This window comes from Muriicola sp. SD30 (genome assembly GCF_041205185.1).
Lineage (GTDB): Bacteria > Bacteroidota > Bacteroidia > Flavobacteriales > Flavobacteriaceae > Muriicola.
The window spans coordinates 617,449-634,704 of the sequence record NZ_JBGEWB010000003.1 but is presented as its reverse complement, the minus strand read 5'-3'; the positions used below and the strand labels follow the sequence as shown (position 1 = coordinate 634,704).

Annotated in this window: 14 protein-coding genes; 7 read left to right on the top strand and 7 right to left on the bottom strand. The window is 42.3% G+C overall.

Translation table 11 applies throughout. From position 1 onward, the window contains the following. Positions 1–7: 7 nt before the first annotated feature. On the top strand, positions 8–943 hold the full coding sequence (ctlX, locus tag AB8P51_RS11895) for a citrulline utilization hydrolase CtlX (protein ID WP_369749047.1): 936 nt from the start codon (positions 8–10) through the stop codon (positions 941–943). A 38-nt stretch (positions 944–981) separates the two neighbouring features. On the opposite strand, the gene AB8P51_RS11890 is transcribed toward ctlX, so the two are convergent. Continuing rightward, positions 982–2,412, bottom strand: coding sequence for an SDR family oxidoreductase (locus tag AB8P51_RS11890; protein WP_369749046.1), 1,431 nt, complete (start codon positions 2,410–2,412; stop codon positions 982–984). A gap of 3 nt (positions 2,413–2,415) precedes the next feature. Next, the gene (locus AB8P51_RS11885) at positions 2,416–2,841 is read right to left on the bottom strand and encodes a hypothetical protein (RefSeq protein ID WP_369749045.1); all 426 of its coding nucleotides are present in this window, start codon (positions 2,839–2,841) and stop codon (positions 2,416–2,418) included. A 122-nt stretch (positions 2,842–2,963) separates the two neighbouring features. Between AB8P51_RS11885 and argS the strand changes: the two genes are divergently transcribed. Beyond that, on the top strand, positions 2,964–4,748 hold the full coding sequence (gene argS / locus AB8P51_RS11880) for an arginine--tRNA ligase (RefSeq protein ID WP_369749044.1): 1,785 nt from the start codon (positions 2,964–2,966) through the stop codon (positions 4,746–4,748). A gap of 48 nt (positions 4,749–4,796) precedes the next feature. On the opposite strand, the gene AB8P51_RS11875 is transcribed toward argS, so the two are convergent. Continuing rightward, positions 4,797–5,528 (bottom strand): bacteriorhodopsin-like, encoded by a 732-nt coding sequence (locus AB8P51_RS11875; RefSeq protein ID WP_369749043.1) that lies wholly within the window; start codon positions 5,526–5,528, stop codon positions 4,797–4,799. A gap of 128 nt (positions 5,529–5,656) precedes the next feature. On the opposite strand from AB8P51_RS11875, the gene AB8P51_RS11870 reads away from it, so the two are divergent. Beyond that, positions 5,657–6,511, top strand: coding sequence for a Brp/Blh family beta-carotene 15,15'-dioxygenase (locus AB8P51_RS11870; RefSeq protein ID WP_369749042.1), 855 nt, complete (start codon positions 5,657–5,659; stop codon positions 6,509–6,511). Here the strand turns inward: AB8P51_RS11870 and AB8P51_RS11865 are convergent. The 3 genes from AB8P51_RS11865 to AB8P51_RS11855 all read right to left on the bottom strand — a co-directional run bounded on the left by AB8P51_RS11865 (position 6,508) and on the right by AB8P51_RS11855 (position 10,559). After that, entirely contained in the window at positions 6,508–9,057 is a 2,550-nt protein-coding gene (locus tag AB8P51_RS11865) for a carboxypeptidase-like regulatory domain-containing protein (protein ID WP_369749041.1), read from the bottom strand. The two genes, AB8P51_RS11870 and AB8P51_RS11865, sit on opposite strands and share 4 nt — an antisense overlap. Then, on the bottom strand, positions 9,038–9,949 hold the full coding sequence (locus AB8P51_RS11860) for a FecR family protein (protein ID WP_369749040.1): 912 nt from the start codon (positions 9,947–9,949) through the stop codon (positions 9,038–9,040). The genes AB8P51_RS11865 and AB8P51_RS11860 overlap by 20 nt, the downstream gene beginning before the upstream one ends. Before the next feature lie 109 nt (positions 9,950–10,058). Next, positions 10,059–10,559, bottom strand: a complete 501-nt coding sequence (locus AB8P51_RS11855) for an RNA polymerase sigma factor (protein ID WP_369749039.1) — start codon at positions 10,557–10,559, stop codon at positions 10,059–10,061. 124 nt (positions 10,560–10,683) lie between these two features. Between AB8P51_RS11855 and AB8P51_RS11850 the strand changes: the two genes are divergently transcribed. The 4 genes from AB8P51_RS11850 (at position 10,684) to AB8P51_RS11835 (ending at position 17,043) form a co-directional block, all read left to right on the top strand. Continuing rightward, on the top strand, positions 10,684–12,486 hold the full coding sequence (locus tag AB8P51_RS11850) for a hypothetical protein (RefSeq protein WP_369749038.1): 1,803 nt from the start codon (positions 10,684–10,686) through the stop codon (positions 12,484–12,486). Positions 12,487–12,627: 141 nt separating this feature from the next. Then, the gene (gene ffh, locus AB8P51_RS11845) at positions 12,628–13,959 is read left to right on the top strand and encodes a signal recognition particle protein (protein ID WP_369749037.1); all 1,332 of its coding nucleotides are present in this window, start codon (positions 12,628–12,630) and stop codon (positions 13,957–13,959) included. A 67-nt stretch (positions 13,960–14,026) separates the two neighbouring features. Continuing rightward, complete coding sequence (gene folD, locus AB8P51_RS11840; protein WP_369749036.1) at positions 14,027–14,911, top strand: bifunctional methylenetetrahydrofolate dehydrogenase/methenyltetrahydrofolate cyclohydrolase FolD; 885 nt, start codon at positions 14,027–14,029, stop codon at positions 14,909–14,911. Positions 14,912–15,009: 98 nt separating this feature from the next. Next, complete coding sequence (locus tag AB8P51_RS11835; RefSeq protein WP_369749035.1) at positions 15,010–17,043, top strand: M13 family metallopeptidase; 2,034 nt, start codon at positions 15,010–15,012, stop codon at positions 17,041–17,043. 45 nt (positions 17,044–17,088) lie between these two features. On the opposite strand, the gene AB8P51_RS11830 is transcribed toward AB8P51_RS11835, so the two are convergent. After that, the gene (locus AB8P51_RS11830; protein ID WP_369749034.1) at positions 17,089–17,244 is read right to left on the bottom strand and encodes a hypothetical protein; all 156 of its coding nucleotides are present in this window, start codon (positions 17,242–17,244) and stop codon (positions 17,089–17,091) included. Positions 17,245–17,256 lie beyond the last annotated feature (12 nt).

The window sequence follows — 17,256 nt, the reverse complement described above, 5'->3', positions numbered from 1 at the left end:
TCCTTCAATGCAGATTACAAATACAATATTAATGGTGAGACCGGTTCGTTTTCGAATGAACGAGGAAACTGCGGTCAACAACTATTTCCAGGAAGATATCGATATAAAGAATCAGACGATCAACCTGAGAGCACAGCAGGAATTTGACCAATTTGTGTCGCTTTTGAGATCAAAGGGAGTAGATGTGATTGTTATAGATGACATTTATGAAAGAGATACCCCTGATTCTATATTCCCTAACAACTGGGTGTCTTTTCACGCTAGTGGTACCGTAGGATTATATCCGATGTTTGCCGAGAACAGACGTAGGGAACGACGCGAAGATATTCTGGATGTTCTAGAAGAAAAAGGATTTGAGATCAGAACGGTCATCGATTATACTTCAGCAGAAGAAGAGGGTCTGTTTTTAGAGGGGACAGGCAGTATTATTATGGACAGGGATCATCAGAAAGCCTATTGTGCTTTATCCCCCAGAGCAGATGAAGAGCTCTTTATAGAATTCTGTGAGGATATGGAATGTACGCCGATTATTTTTACCGCCTACCAGTCGGTAGATGGCAACAGAATGCCCATATATCACACCAATGTCATGATGTGTGTAGCAGAAACCTTCGCAGTGATATGTTTAGATGCAATAGACGACAAAAAGGAACGAAGGAACGTTTTGAATCACCTTAAAGGAGATGGAAAAGAGATCATAGCAATCACTGAAGTACAGCTGCAAAACTTTGCCGGTAATATGCTCCAGGTTATTGGGAAAGAAGAAAAAAGATATCTGGCGATGAGTTCAGCTGCGTTTACAAGCCTGACACCCGAGCAGATCACGGCAATTAACCGGCATTGTGAGATCCTTCACAGTCCGCTGGAAACCATTGAGACTTGCGGCGGCGGTAGTGCACGCTGTATGATGGCCGAAATATTCTTGCCACGGGCACAAGAATAGCAGTTTGTTAGTTGGAATAAGGAACCTGGATTGGGACCTCAGGTTTTTGCCTTGGAAATATTACGAATCATTCCTCCGAAAATAAAGTAGTGAAAAGGAACAATGGAGTACCAGTATAGTCGGCCTCTGAGTCCTTTGGGCCTGAAAGTAGCTGTCTGGTGAAGGACATTGTTCTTGTCAATCTTAAACTCCAACCAGGCTTCACCCGGCAATCGCATTTCTGCAAATAGAAGGAGGCGTTTCCCTTTTTTATCGGCCAGCAGCACCCTCCAGAAATCCAGAGAATCTCCCGGATAAATCTTATCGGGATGTGTACGTCCCCTGCGCAGACCCACTCCGCCTGTAAGCTTATCGATAAAGCCCCTGATTTTCCATAGCCAGTTCCCGTAGTACCAGCCCTGTTCTCCTCCTATTTTCCAGATATTCCGCAGAACCTGGTCGGGATCATCTACTTTTATCTTCTTTTCATCTTTCAAAACCCCGTATTTAGGGACCTGAATATATTTTTCGAGGTTTTTCTGAAACCGGCCGCTTACCATACTGTCCTTCCAGCTACTGATAACGAGGTTCTGTTCAATTTTTTTAAATGCCATGTCGATGGCTTCCATATAGGTATGGGTTTCCAGGTTGAGAAGGTCCTGCAGGCGGTTGTCTCTGGCCACAACTTCCATCTTCATACTATCTACCAGATTTACAGCCAGCTTATAGGAGGTGGAAGTCACAAAGTACAACCAGTAGGAGGATAATTTGGGTGTCATAATGGGAACGGTGATTATCCAGTTTTTAAAACCCCTGGCTTTCGCATATTGATGCAGCATTTCCTTGTAAGTAAGAATATCTTTTCCCCCGATATCAAATGAATCGTCATAGGTGTCTTCTCTGCCCAAGACTCCTGAAAGGAAATTGATCACATCCCGTATTCCAATTGGCTGTGTCCTGGTCAAAACCCACTTTGGGGTAATCATCACAGGCAGCTTTTCACAGAGATCCCGGATAATTTCGAAAGAAGAGCTCCCTGAGCCTACGATAATCCCGGCCCGGAGCACGGTGAGGTGATAGGATCCCTGATAAAGGATATTTTCAACATTTTTCCTCGATTCTAAATGCTTTGAAAGTTCTTCATCATTGACAATCCCACTGAGGTAAATTACTTGTTTTACCCCACTTTGATTCATATAGGTATTGAAGTTTTCGGCAGACAGGGCTTCCTTTTCATCAAAATCCTGAGTAGAAGAACTCATGGAGTGGATGAGGTAATAACCTACATCAATATCCTTAGGGATTAAATCGGCTTTCACCTCTTTAAGGAAATCAATTTCGACAATTTCAATACGTGATAGTGTTTCCTCATCAACAGAAAGCCGTTTCTGATCTCTTACGGCACAGACTACCTCATGGCCCAGCTCTAATAGCCTTGGTAAAAGGCGCATACCAATATATCCGTTGGCTCCGGTCAGGAAAATTTTCATCGGTTAGAGATCTTCAATATGTGTAGGCGCATTGTCGGCCTTGTAATCCATCAATTTTTTAAAGAATTTCTGAATTGCCTTGGTGTCTGATCTCACTTTGATAAAGTAATGGTCGCGATAGATGGAATATACAGCCAGATCGCCTTTATAAATAGTGAGCTTGTAAAATGGAATGACCAGTGCAAAGGTTTCGAGCAGAGAACGAAATCTGACAACAATTCCTTTCGGTCTTATCTCTACATTGCAGCTATCCAGGTTGTTGTCAAGAATAAGGAGATTTCTGATTTCCAGGCTGGCTTCAGTAATAAATAACTTGGGCGACCCAATTCCGCCCATCGCCCATCGATCTTTCAGGGGAAATGGTTTGCCCACTTCCTCATCTATTTTTTGGGTAATTTCCTTGTTGTTATAGGATACGTTGAGTAACATATTCTTTCTTTTTCATTAGCTGTATAAAGTTACCGAAAACATTGGGGAATACCGATTTGAAAAGGTATAAAAGCTTAAAAAATACGTAGTTTTGCATCTTTAAAGCAGGTCATTTAAAAACTATGGAGCAGCAACTTGTCTCAAAGGTAAAAGAAGCGGTTAAGGAGCTTTACGAAGTGGACTTACCTTCGGTTGAACTTCAACCCACAAGGAAGGATTTTGAGGGCGACATAACCCTGGTGATTTTTCCCATGCTCCGTTTTGTCAAAGGAAATCCCGAAAAGATAGGTACGGCCATAGGAGACTATTTATTGGATAAGGTTGCCGAAGTTTCAGGATTTAATGTCATTAAGGGATTTTTAAACCTCACTTTCTCCGATGCGTATTACCTCAGAGAGTTCAATACGATTCTTGGAGAGGAGAACTTTGGAATTGCGGAGGAAAAGAGGGAAGGGGCTGTAATGGTAGAATACTCTTCACCAAATACGAACAAGCCGTTGCATTTGGGCCATATCCGCAATAATCTTTTGGGATATTCAGTAGCGGAAATTCTGAAGGCTTCCGGGAACAAGGTGTACAAGACTCAAATCATCAACGATCGTGGGATTCACATATGCAAGAGTATGCTGGCCTGGAAGCGTTTTGGTAAGGGTGAAACACCTGAGTCTACTGGCCTGAAGGGAGATAAACTGGTTGGGAATTACTACGTTGCCTTTGACAAGGCCTATAAAAAGGAAATAGAGCAGTTGGTCAGTGAAGGAAAGAGCAGGGAGGAAGCTGAACAGAAAGCCCCGATTCTGCTTGAAGCCCAGGAAATGCTTCGCCAGTGGGAGGCAGGTAATCAGGATGTGGTGGACTTATGGAAAACCATGAATTCATGGGTATATAAGGGATTTGAAGAAACCTATGCCAATCTGGGAGTCGATTTTGACCAATTGTATTATGAAAGTGACACCTATTTATTGGGGAAAGATGTGGTGGAGGACGGCCTCAATAGAGGTGTATTTTTTAAAAAGGAAGATGGAAGTGTCTGGATCGACCTCACTGATGAAGGTCTTGACGAGAAGATCGTTTTACGATCCGATGGTACAGCGGTCTACATGACACAGGATATCGGTACTGCTATACAAAGGGTAAAGGATTTTCCTGATATCACCGGGATGGTTTATACTGTAGGGAACGAGCAGGATTACCATTTTAAAGTCTTATTCCTGATTCTAAAGAAGCTGGGCTATAATTGGGCAGACCACCTTTATCATCTCAGTTATGGGATGGTTGACCTGCCAAGTGGAAAAATGAAGAGCAGGGAAGGCACTGTTGTTGATGCTGACGATCTGATCAGGGATATGGCACAAACTGCAGAGTCGATATCAGAGGAATTAGGAAAACTCGATGCTTATTCAGAAAATGAAAAGCAGGAGTTGTACGGGATCATAGGGTTGGGAGCTTTAAAATACTATATCCTGAAGGTTGATCCCAAAAAGAGGATATTGTTCAACCCTGAGGAATCTGTCGATTTCCAGGGAAATACAGGTCCGTTTATTCAGTATACGTACGCCCGAATTCAATCTATTTTAAGAAAAGCTAATTTTGATCAATCAAATACAATAAATAGTTCAACAAAAACTGTTGAAGAATTACATCCGAAGGAAAAGGAACTGATCAAATTGCTGCAACTTTTTCCAGGCGTTGTTCAGGCTGCCGCCGAGCAGTTCAGTCCGGCTCTTATTGCCAATTATGTGTACGATCTGGTGAAGGAATTTAATTCATTTTATCAGCAGGTATCAATTCTGGGAGAGGAAGAAGAAGCGGTAAGAGAATTCAAGGTACTACTCTCTTCAGAAGTAGCCGGGGTAATAAAGAGAGGATTTGCACTGCTGGGAATTCAGGTTCCGGATAGGATGTAATAAAAAAGACCGCTCGAAAGCGGTCTTCTCTATAAGTGATCAGGAAAATTATTTTTCTTTACTCTGTGCTACAGCAAGGCCGTAGATAACAAGTCCGAATCCAATTTTATTGACGGCATCGCCAATGTTGTAGATAACGTCCATGTTGAGTCCGATATTACCAAGTCCGTCATACCATCCGGGAGTTCCGGCCATATATCCAAGGGGATAAATAGCCCATCCTACCAATACGAACCAGCACAGTGTTTTGTGAGCGCTCAACACAGAGCCTCCTGCCTGAACTGCCAGCTTTTTTGCTTCACCAAACCAGATCTCATAAACAATCCAGAAGTAAGCGATACCTGAGAGTAATCCCCAGAAAGCAGCGCTATCTCTGTAAACAGCTTCTCCGAAGTATCCGGTTACGAGCATAACCACTGAAGCGAAGATCAAACGCCACATCAGAGATTTTTTGGCTCCGGCCACTTTGAGGATTAAAAAGAATTCAACACACATTAGAGGTACAGTTAATACCCAATCCACATAGCGGAAGAAAGTAGGGGATTCTGCAAAACCTGCCCAGTAATCCCTCATGTACCAATAGTGTACAGCAGCTATAAAAGTAATTAATCCTGAAACCAGGATTGAAGTTCTCCATTTTTTGTCAAAGCTGCTCATCGACAAAAAGAAAAATGCAGAGGCTGCCATCATGGCCATACAGCCTACGAAGAAGGTAAACCCTACATAATCGTCGGTCGCCATTCTGGAGACCAGTGAAATTAATGCTAATAAATTTTCCATCGATATAGAATTAGTTAATTTTGTTTAATCAAAAATATAAAAGATTAAACAATATTTCATAAATTTACACCCAGTATTTTATCGATTTGGAAAAAAAACAACAAAATATTAACACTTTCAGCGGTTTTATGATCGTGCTGACGTTTTTCTTCCTCTGGATCACTGTTAATTTTAACATTGAAGCAGAGGCTGTTTTGGCCTATTTTCTAATTTTCACCTTTGGAATCTTACATGGGTCTAATGATCTGAAGCTTATTCAGCAGACTTCCTCGATATCAAAAAAGAAGTTTTTCCTCAGAGCTCTGGCCAGCTATGTGGCTGTAATAGCATTGACAGTAGTATTTTTTGCGATAGTCCCCACCCTTGCCCTTGTCTTTTTTGTTCTGGCCAGCAGTTATCATTTCGGAGAACAACACTGGTCTAACAGGATTAAATCCTCTCCACTGTCCTATCTTTTCTACAGCTGTTACGGCTTGGTGATCTTCTTTCTACTTTTTTATACCAATGCAGAAGAAGTGTCATCCATCATTTATCAGGTGACAGGAATACAGATACTGGCCACTTATTATCTCTATGTGCTATGCGCTTCCTTTGCAGGATTTTTAGTCATTTTCCTGTGGAGTCAAAGAAAAAATAAGTTCAAAGTAAATTTGGTGAAGGAACTTTTCTTTCTCCTGGTTTTTGCTATTGTTTTTAAAACTGCCTCCCTCTTGTGGGCTTTCAGCATTTATTTTGTGGTGTGGCACAGTATCCCTTCCCTGATGGATCAGACTACCTACCTCTATGGGAAAGTCAATAAAAATACGCTGCTTAAATACCTGAAAACCTCTTTTGTTTACTGGCTGGTTTCAATGATTGGTCTGGGGATTCTATATTTTCTCTTTCATGAGAAACAAGGGTTGTTTCTCTCCCTTATGATCTATTTCCTCGCGGCTATTACCTTTCCTCATGTTATTGTAATGAACCGCCTTAATCGGGGTTAGAAGCTAACTCTGAAACTCGCATTAGGAGTAAGGCCAAGGGAAATACTTTCCACAGTTTCGATTTCATTCTGCTCGTTAAGTCGGTAATAGATATTTAATACATTTCGCTTGCCAAAAATATTCAATACCGAAGCTCCTGCCGAAGCCTTCACCTTTTCGCTTATCTTAAAATTATAAATAAGCGATGCATCAGCCCTCAAATAATCTGGGAGTCTGCTACTATTGGGATCCTGATAGTTGATCCTATTGGGAAATACAGTGGTGATAATGGAGTTATTTCCTTCCTGTGGTTTTGTGTAAGGCTTGCCGGTTCGGTAGTTTAACCCTATCCCTAATTTGAGATTCCTGTAGTTATAAGTGCTTGCCAGGGTAGCGGTATGCCTGATGTCAAGATTATTTGGAAATTCATTTGGGGTAATATCCTCAAAAAAATAGGTGTTGTCATTGAAGGCATAACTCAGCCAGCTACTAAATCGGTTGTTCTTGTAATTGACAAGGAATTCGCCTCCTTTGATGGTATAACTCCCGAGCTCGCCGTTGAACTGATCTTCATTCTGAAATCCCTGAGTAGCAGTGCTTACGCCGCTTACCTCTTTGTAAAATCCCTCCAGGCCGATAAACCACCTATTCTTATCATAATTGATTCCCAAAGAAGCTTGTTTGCTCTTTGTAATGGGCAGCTCATCGTTATCAGACAATATCCATCGCCTTTTTTCAATTCCCAGAAAATTCTGTTCAAGATCGATAACCTGGTTAGTAGTCTGATTCTTGAATTCCCCTCTGAATTCCAGGCGAAAATCAGGCCAGAGCATATAACTCATGTTTAAGCGGGGTTCCAGGATGATCTCCTCAAAGGTTCCCAGATTTTGCAGATAGTTGAGGCGGGCACCCCCAAGAAATTCAAATTTTTGATCTGCCGACTTGAATTGTAATTCACTAAAGAGGGCATGTGACCTGATAACTCCCTTTACATTACTCATAAATGGAGGCTGGCTAACATCGGTAAAGTTGGTGATCCCTACTTCGGTGAACTGGTATCCGTTCCTTGTGAGAAGTTCATCAGTAAGCTCGTAATCCGATAGGGCTTTAAATGAGGATTCAAGAACCCTGTTGTTCTGGAAGAGGGTTTGCTGGCCATTTCCTTCTATATTCTGGGCATCGAGATTATATCGAGTGTAATAAGCATTGATTTGTGTGGAAAATCGATCAGACCACTCGCTGGAAAGTCGTCCGCCAAAAGAAAAATTGGTCTGGTCGAGCAGGCTTTGATTTGTCCGGTTTGTAGCCTGATTGGTTTCCAGGTAGTCGAGATTGTTATTGATCTGTATGGCACTGATCCTCAATTTATGGTAGGCATTGATATCGTACAAAACCTTTGCGGTAAAATCATAAAAGTAAAAGTTCTCCTCCCGGTCGATCTGCTCATCAGTACCGTTATTACCTTTCACCTCAGTATCCTGGAATGCCCGTTCAAAGAATTGGTTGTAGGTGGGCGTATTCAGAAAGTCGGTTACCGACCTTCTGGCCGAAAATTGAACGGCAAGCCGATTCGACAATGGAATATGCCCGTACATATCGCCACTGATGAGATTAAAACCTCCGCCTCCGAAAATACCGTCCTGCACCTCGTCTTTGGTTTCCATGCTGATAATACCGCTGACACCGTCTCCGTACTGTGGACTGGTGCCGTTTTTAATGATCGTTACCTGATCTGTCAGATAGGGATTGAAAGCAGAAATAAGACCGAAAAAGTGACCCGACTGATACATCTTTATTCCATCCCACAAAATGAGATTCTGGTCATTGGTTCCACCCCTGATATTGATGTCTGATACCGTTTCATCAATACTTTTTATCCCGGGCAAGGCCTGTATGGTCTGCAGGATGTCGGGTTCGGACAAGCCGGGGAGGATACCGAAATCTTCGATATCCAATAAGATGCTCCCGTCTTTTTCACGGGAAATACCTGTGGTTAGAAATTGATAGACGACCACTTCTTCCAGTTCCTGATAATTCAGGGCCAGTAACAAAACAGGGCAATCAGAATTATTGATAAGTTCTGAAGCACTTATATATCGGGGTTTAAAGCCAAGAAACCGTATTCTAAGATGAGCTTCCCGGGGAATATTTGTGAGGCTGAACTTGCCTTCCATATCTGTAAGGACCGCCATAGGACTTCCCAGCACTTCAACGCTAGCCCCGGGGATAGTGTTTTGGCCAAAATTGTCATAGACAAAACCACATATGTCTAAGGTTGTACTGGGGGTGATCGAAAAATACCGATCAGACAATTTACTAAAGCGAAGTTGAGTTTCTTTTTCAAGGGCACGTAAGATTGCCGAAAGTTCTGCTTCTTCAACCGGCAATACTTGAAGATCCTGGAGGTCCTCATCGACAAAAGAAAACTTCACATTATACTGTGTCTCTAACTTCTGAAGATAGGAGATAAGGCTTAGCCTACTGGTATCCTGATCTTGCGCATTCGCAAGGATACCAAAAAGCAGGAAGATGCAAAAGAGGAATCTTTTAAGGCGCGGTATCTGCATAAAAGAGCACTTTATTCCCCTCTAAAGTAAATTTAATTTGAGAAGGAGTACTTATACTCTGTAACGCCAAATTTATGTTTGTGTTGCTGAATGTACCCGTAAAAAGTTCATTGAGATCAACGTTTTTGGTTTCAACCTCAACATTGTACTGTCGTTCAAATTCCTGCAGAACATAGGAGAAAGGAATACTTTTAAAAGTACTTTCATTATTAACCCATGAAGGTTCGGTTGTAGTAGGTGCCTGAACATCTGTGATTTTCCCTCCAATAACCATAAATGAGGTTCCGGCAGCTAACTTTCTCTCTTCGTTCTGAAAGTTCACACTTACGAGGCCTTCATAACAAGTCACTTCAAAAAAGTCGCCCCTGCTTTCCACATTAAATTGAGTACCGAGTACACTAACAGTACCCATAGGGGTATTTACAGTGAATTTCTCTCCTTTGGCAACTTTGAAGAAAGCTTCTCCCTTCAAGGATAACTTACGTTCTTTTTCCCATTTGCTTTCTCTGAAAGAAAGTTCTGATCCGGCATTGAGGATTACTTCGGATGCATCCGGCAATACAATTTCCGTACGCTGGGCATATTCGGTGGTATAGGATTCATCCAAAGTGGAAATATAAAAGACAGTTGCTGCAATTAGCACAGTTACAGCGGCAGCAATACGCATCAAATACCGGGCAGGGTGTAATTTTACAACCTTAGGCTCACGAACTCCCTGCTTCTTTTTAATGTCGGCCAGAGCACGATCCATATCAAAAGAAGGCGAAGTTAAGGTACTGCTTGCCTCTACAATCTTTTGATAGGAAGCGTATTCCTCCGATTGCTTAAAGACAGCGAGTTCCTCCTCGCTTAATTCGTTATTTAGCCATTTGGCCAGGTAATTTTCTTGCATGATTTCTGCACTTTACTCCTATATAACACTCCAACCTTAAAAAACCCTACCGTTGATCGATGGTTTTTTATTAGTTCCTTCCGGAAGCCCTGAAAATATTGCCATTAGGCTATATACCATCTATTTGTTCCCTGAGGGTTTTCAGGGCCAGGTGCATCCGTTTTTCGATGGCCTTTACGCTAATCCCTTCCATTTCGGCTATTTCAGCGTATTTTTTTCCGTCTATCCTGTTAAGGAGAAATACGGTACGCTGGTTTTCCGGGAGGCTGTCAAGGGCACGTTCTAGCTTCTCCTTGAATTCTTTTTCTTCCAACAAAAACTCAGGAGATTCCTGGTTTCGGTCCTTTGTTGCTTTTTCTGCGTACTTTAATCTGACCTTCTCCGCTTTTAAAACGTTGAGGTAAAGGTTATTGGCCACTTTATATACAAAAGCCTTTGCTTTATCCGGTGCCACCTTGGCGCAGTTTTCCCAAAGCTTTACAAAAGCCTCTTGTACAGCATCATAGGCCTTCTCTTCATTACCGTATTTATAATATATATAATTAAAAATCGTTTTAGAATTGGATTTGAAGATTGTATTGAAAACCTGCTCTTCGCAAACATTATCCATATAGTGCCCCTCTTATTTGATAGATGTAAGCCAAAGATATTTTAAAAAAAATTAAAAACGGGGTAGGGTATTTTCTTAAAGAGGTGTTATAAGTCTGTACGAACAACAAAAAATCCAAATCGTTATGAAAAATGTTTTTAAGTATTCGGTGTTTTCCTTGCTTTTTGTGGCAACACTGATGGTAACTTCCTGTCAGGAAGAGTTTGAAGAACTACCTCAGCCAGACGAGCAACAAACCATTATGGCCAGCTCATCAACGGCTCTTTTAATTGAAAAAACGACTTCCAATGACGGTTCTTATGACAATATCGTTGATGGAGCCAGCTGTTTTGCCCTGAATTTTCCGTATACCGTTGAGGTAAATGGAATTGAAATTACCATCGATTCAAGAGAAGACCTTCATGTTATTGAAGAGATCTTCGACGCTATTGAAGATGATGTAGATGTGTTAGAAATAATTTTTCCTATTACCATTACTTTCAGCGACTTTTCAGAGGAAGTAATCAATAATAAGGAAGAACTACGAGCCCTTGCCGAAGGATGTATAGAAGGTGGGGATGACGATGATATTGAATGTATCGACTTCGTTTACCCTATTACCCTGTATACTTTCGATATCAATGAACAGCAAACCGGCAGCGTTACTGTAAACAGCGATAGGGAACTGAGATTATTTTTCAAAGGTCTGGATGACGACGACCTGATCAGTATTGATTTCCCTGTAACCCTGGAATTGTATGACGGAACTCTGGTTACCGTAAGGACTAATGCCGAATTAGCCGCGGCTATAGAAAATGCTAAAGAAGCTTGTGATGAAGATGATGATGATGATTATAACGATGACGACTTTACCCTGGAAAGATTTAATAATCTAATAACAGAATGTCCATGGTTAGTCAACGAAGTACAACGCGATGCAATCAATCAGACAGATCAGTACTTTGAGTATCTGATGAACTTCACTGAAGACGGAGCTGTAACTGTAAAAGACCGATTAGGTAATGTCCTTAACGGAACATGGAGTACCCGAATTACAGATCACGGAGTATTGGTGAATCTCGAATTTGATGTGCTGGTCGACTTTACCCTTGAGTGGTTTGTATATGAAATAGAACCAGGAAAGATCAAATTGTATGCAGAAGGTGGAAACAGGATAATTCTGAGATCGGTATGCGATGTTTACAACGAAGACCCCAATACCTTACGTGAGATATTACGGGAATGTGCCTGGGTGATCAAAAAAGTGAAGAATAATGGTGAGGAAATTGATCGTCTGCTTGGATATGAATTTAAATTCATGGCCGAAGGTGTAGTGACCCTGAGCAACGGAGTAAATACTTCTACAGGTTCATGGGAAATCACTACCAATGCACAGGGGCGACTCGTTATGGCCCTGACGTTTGGCGAAGATCCAAATGATCCAGACAGGATAGATCCTAATCCGAATGAAATTTATTTTGAGTGGTTATTAAGTGACCTGAGAAATGATCGATTGAAATTCGATATAGAGGGAACTGCCTATGAATTGATCCTTCAGAGAGTATGTGAAGATGCTCCTAACACGCCCGATGGTGATGTCCTTGAGATCAGGAATGTGATGATGGGTGGAGAATGGATGGTTGCCCAGTACAAAGACGGCGAGGTGGATGAAACTCAGAATTATATGCCCTATACCTTTGGATTTGGTGCAGAGCATGTGATGAGCATCACTACCGGTCAGACCGGGGTTACCATGGCCGGAGTTTGGAGAGTACTTCGTAATAGCGATGGCAAAATCAAAGTATTTCTGAATGCCGGAGTAGAAGGAGACCTCGCTGAGTTGACAGATGACTGGGACTTTGTTTCCATGGAGAGCAACAGAATAGAGCTTAAAAGTTATAATGATGCTAATGCAAGCTATGATGTATTAGTCTTCGAAAAGCCATAGAACACCTTATTTGTCCCCAATTTTTAACAAAAGGGCCACTTCAAATCGAAGTGGTCCTTTTTCTTGTTAGATTTCCTCCACCAGACTTCCCTGATCCCGATCCAATTGTTAAATTTGCATTCCTCTAAATATGAAGCGGATATGTTCGATAATTTAAGTGAGAAACTAGATAAAGCCCTGCACGTTTTAAAAGGCCATGGGCAGATCACTGAGATCAATGTGGCTGAGACGACCAAAGAAGTTAGAAGGGCTCTTCTCGATGCTGATGTCAATTTTAAGATTGCCAAGGAGTTTACCAATAAAGTAAAAGAAAAAGCCCTCGGTCAGAACGTTCTTACTACACTACAGCCGGGACAGTTGATGGTCAAAATCGTCAAAGATGAACTCACACAGCTTATGGGGGGAGATGCCGAAGGGATAGATCTCTCAGGTAACCCATCAGTTATTCTAATGTCGGGTTTGCAAGGATCGGGTAAAACTACCTTTTCCGGAAAGCTGGCGCATTATCTCAAAACAAAGAAGACCAAATTTCCTTTGCTGGTAGCCGGTGATGTTTACAGACCTGCCGCTATTGACCAATTGCACGTCGTTGGGGATCAAATAGGGGTGCCAGTGTATTCCGATAAAGAAAATTCTGATCCTGTGGCCATAGCCAAGGCAGGGATTGCCCATGCTAAAGCTAATGGACAAAACGTGGTCATCATCGATACCGCGGGTCGACTGGCAGTGGATGAACGTATGATGACGGAGATTTCAAACATCAGAAATGCTGTTGAGCCTCAGGAAACGCTTTTTGTTGTCGATGCCATGACGGGGCAGGATGCAGTAAATACGGCCAAGGCTTTTAATGATGTCCTGAATTTTGACGGGGTGATTCTGACCAAACTCGATGGTGATACAAGAGGCGGTGCAGCTATTTCCATCAGATCTGTAGTGGAAAAGCCCATAAAGTTTATTGGTACAGGAGAGAAAATGGATGCCCTGGATGTTTTTCATCCAGACAGGATGGCCGACCGTATTCTTGGAATGGGTGATGTGATTTCCCTTGTAGAAAGAGCCCAGGAGCAGTTCGATGAAGAAGAAGCGAGAAAGATCCAGAAGAAAATTGCCAAGAATACCTTTGGTTTTGACGACTTTCTGAAGCAGATTCAGCAGATCAAGAAAATGGGTAGCATGAAAGACCTTATGGGAATGATTCCCGGTGCAGGAAAAGCGCTGAAAGGTATGGATATAGATGATGATGCATTCAAACATGTGGAGGCCATTATTCATTCGATGACACCTGATGAAAGGTCTAACCCATCTAAACTGGATGCGAGCAGGAAAAAACGAATTGCCAAAGGCAGTGGCCGAACAGTGCAGGAGGTGAACCAGTTGCTCAAGCAATTCAACCAGATGGGAAAAATGATGAAAATGATGCAAGGAGGCGGAGGGAAGAAAATGATGCAAATGATGGGCGGTCTCAAGGGTTAGGCTGGTTTACCTTCCCTTTTAATCATTGGCAAATTGTAAACAATAGAAATAACATAATTAAGCAGGCATGGTCATATTAGACGGCAAAAAAATCTCCAACCAAATCAAGGATGAAATTGCAACAGAAGTTACGCAGATGAAGGAAAGGGGAGAGAAAGTGCCTCATCTTGCCGCAGTTCTCGTGGGGAATGACGGTGCAAGTTTAACCTATGTTGGGAGTAAGGTGCGATCCTGTAAGCGCATCGGATTTGAATCTACCCTCAAACATTTACCGGAAGACACCACTGAAGAAGACCTGCTGAGTTTGGTAAAAGACCTCAATGAGGATCCGGAAATTGACGGGTATATAGTTCAATTACCCTTACCCAAACACATAGATGAAGAAAAAGTGCTGATGGCCGTTCACCCTGATAAAGATGTCGATGGATTCCATCCGACGAATTTTGGAAAAATGGCGCTGGATATGAAAACCTTTATTTCAGCTACCCCTTATGGCATAATGGAACTTCTTCGCCGATATGAAGTTGACACAGAAGGGAAACACGCAGTGGTTATCGGACGAAGCCATATCGTGGGAAGACCCATCAGTATTCTGATGAGTCAGAAGGGAAAAGCCGCCAATGCAACGGTAACCCTTTGCCACAGCCGTACAAAAAATATCAAAGAATTAACCCTGCAGGCAGATATTGTAGTTTCTGCCCTGGGGGTACCACATTTCCTGAAAGCAGACATGGTAAAACCCGGTGCCGTAGTCATTGATGTAGGGATTACCCGGGTTGAAGATAAGTCGAAAGAAAAGGGATATTATATTACCGGGGATGTCGACTTTGAGAAGGTGAAAGAAAAGGCCTCATATATCACCCCTGTACCTGGTGGAGTGGGCCCTATGACCATAGCTATGTTATTGAAGAATACATTGTTGGCAAGAGAAAGACACAGGGAAAATGCCTGATTTTTGGTTAAAACATGAAAGGACCCATATTTTAACACCTTAGTTGTAACAATACCCGTCTCCGGGAGTCAAATTAAAACGAACTAAATAGAAACATTATGATGAAAAAATTAGTTTACGGCATATTAGCCGTAGCCTTCCTTGCCGTTGCATCCTGCAAGTCGGATGGAAAAGAGGAAAAAGAACCCACCTCCGGGGTGCTTACACAATACATGGATACCCTGGTGAAGCCCGGGGATAATTTTACAGCCTATGTCAATGGGACATGGGTAAAAAATACACCCATACCGGATGATAAGGCCAGCTACGGTGTTGGATATATAGTTCACGAAGAATCAGAAGAAAACGTCAAGAAAATAATCGAGGAGTCTTCCAAGGGAGATTTTCCTGCAGGGTCGGCCGAACAGAAGGTAGGCGACCTATTTAAGTCCTATACCGATTTTGACAAACGAAACGAAATTGGTGCTGCCCCTCTTCAGCCTGAGTTTGACAAGGTAGATGCCTTGGAAAACTACGATGATCTGGCCCAATATTTTGCTTATGCCAATAAAATGGGAATCAACGTGCCAATCGCTCTTTTCATTACTCAGGACTTAAAGAATCCTACTATTTATGCAGTATACACCTGGCAATCGGGACTGGGGCTGCCAGACCGTGAGTATTACCTGAAAGACGATGAAAGATCTAAAGAAATTCAGGCGAAGTACCTGGAGCATATAGAAAAAATGCTGACACTTGCCGGAATGCCAGATGCATCTTCTTCGGCTTCTGCCATCATGAACCTGGAAACTACGCTGGCTGAAAAGCATCTTGAAAAGGAGAAAACCAGAGACCCCGTATCCTTGTATAATATGTTCCCAGTAGACACCCTGAGTAACATCATGCCTCAGTTTAACTGGACGGCATTCCTGGGAGAAGCCGGTCTGGCCGAACAGGATAAATTGGGAATATTGATGCTGGATTATACCAAGGCGCTCGATAACATAATTACTTCAACAGATCTTGATACCTGGAAGACCTACCTTAAATGGAGTATTGTTGATGCATATGCCTCCAGATTAAATGAGGAAATGGATAAGCAAAACTGGGAATTTTACAGTAAGGAACTCAGGGGCACCAAGGAACAACGTCCATTGTGGAGACGAGGCGTATCTGTAGTCAATGGCACCATGGGCGAAGTTGTAGGGAAAGTTTATGTAAAGAAACACTTCCCACCGCAAGCCAAAGAACGTATGGAAACTTTGGTGGATAATTTGTTGAAAGCGTATGAAGCCAGTATTAAGGAGCTCGATTGGATGAGCGATGATACTAAAAAGGAAGCCCTTGACAAACTAAGTAAGTTCACCCCCAAAATCGGATATCCTAATAAATGGAAAGAGTACGATTTTGAGATCAAAGAAGATGATCTGTTTGGTAATATGCAGCGATCACAACTCTATGAGTACAACCGTGAACTGGCTAAACTTGGGCAGCCCATCGATCGTGAAGAATGGGGAATGACTCCTCAGACGGTGAATGCATACTACAATCCCACTTTAAATGAAATCGTATTCCCGGCTGCCATATTACAACCTCCATTCTTCGATCTAAACGCCGATGATGCCGTAAACTACGGAGCGATAGGAGCTGTAATTGGCCATGAGATAGGTCATGGTTTCGATGACAGTGGAAGTACCTTCGACGGTGACGGGGCGATGAGAAACTGGTGGACGGATGCCGATAAGGAAGAGTTTAAAAAACGAACCGGAGCCCTTGTAGAGCAGTACAATTCCTACGAAGTGTTACCAGACCTGAATATTAACGGCGAATTTACCCTTGGGGAAAATATCGGTGATCTGGGAGGATTAAGTATTGCCTTAAAAGCCTATAACATGTCACTCAATGGGGCTGAGGCTCCTGTTATGGACGGCTTTACCGGAGAACAACGGGTATTTATAGGATATGCCCAGGCCTGGAGATCAAAAGCCAGAGATGAAGCAATACGTGTTCAGATCAATACAGATCCGCATTCTCCTGCAGATTTCAGGGTAAACGGAGTGGTGAGAAATGTACCTGAGTTTTATTCTGCATTTAATATACAGGAAGGAGACAGCCTGTACCTGGCTCCGGAAAATAGAGTGAAAATCTGGTAAATTTCAAAGTAAAAGTGAAAAAAACCCTCCAAACGGAGGGTTTTTTTATTTTGGTATTTCCCTTGATTCGTAGCTACTCTGGGTGGAATCATTAGGTGTAAGAATGTCGATATCACTTTCACCTTCTTGATTGGTACAACTCCACGTACAGATGATGGCCAGGATCACCAAGAGGAAATAAATCACATAGGGACGTTTCATAGCTCAATAATT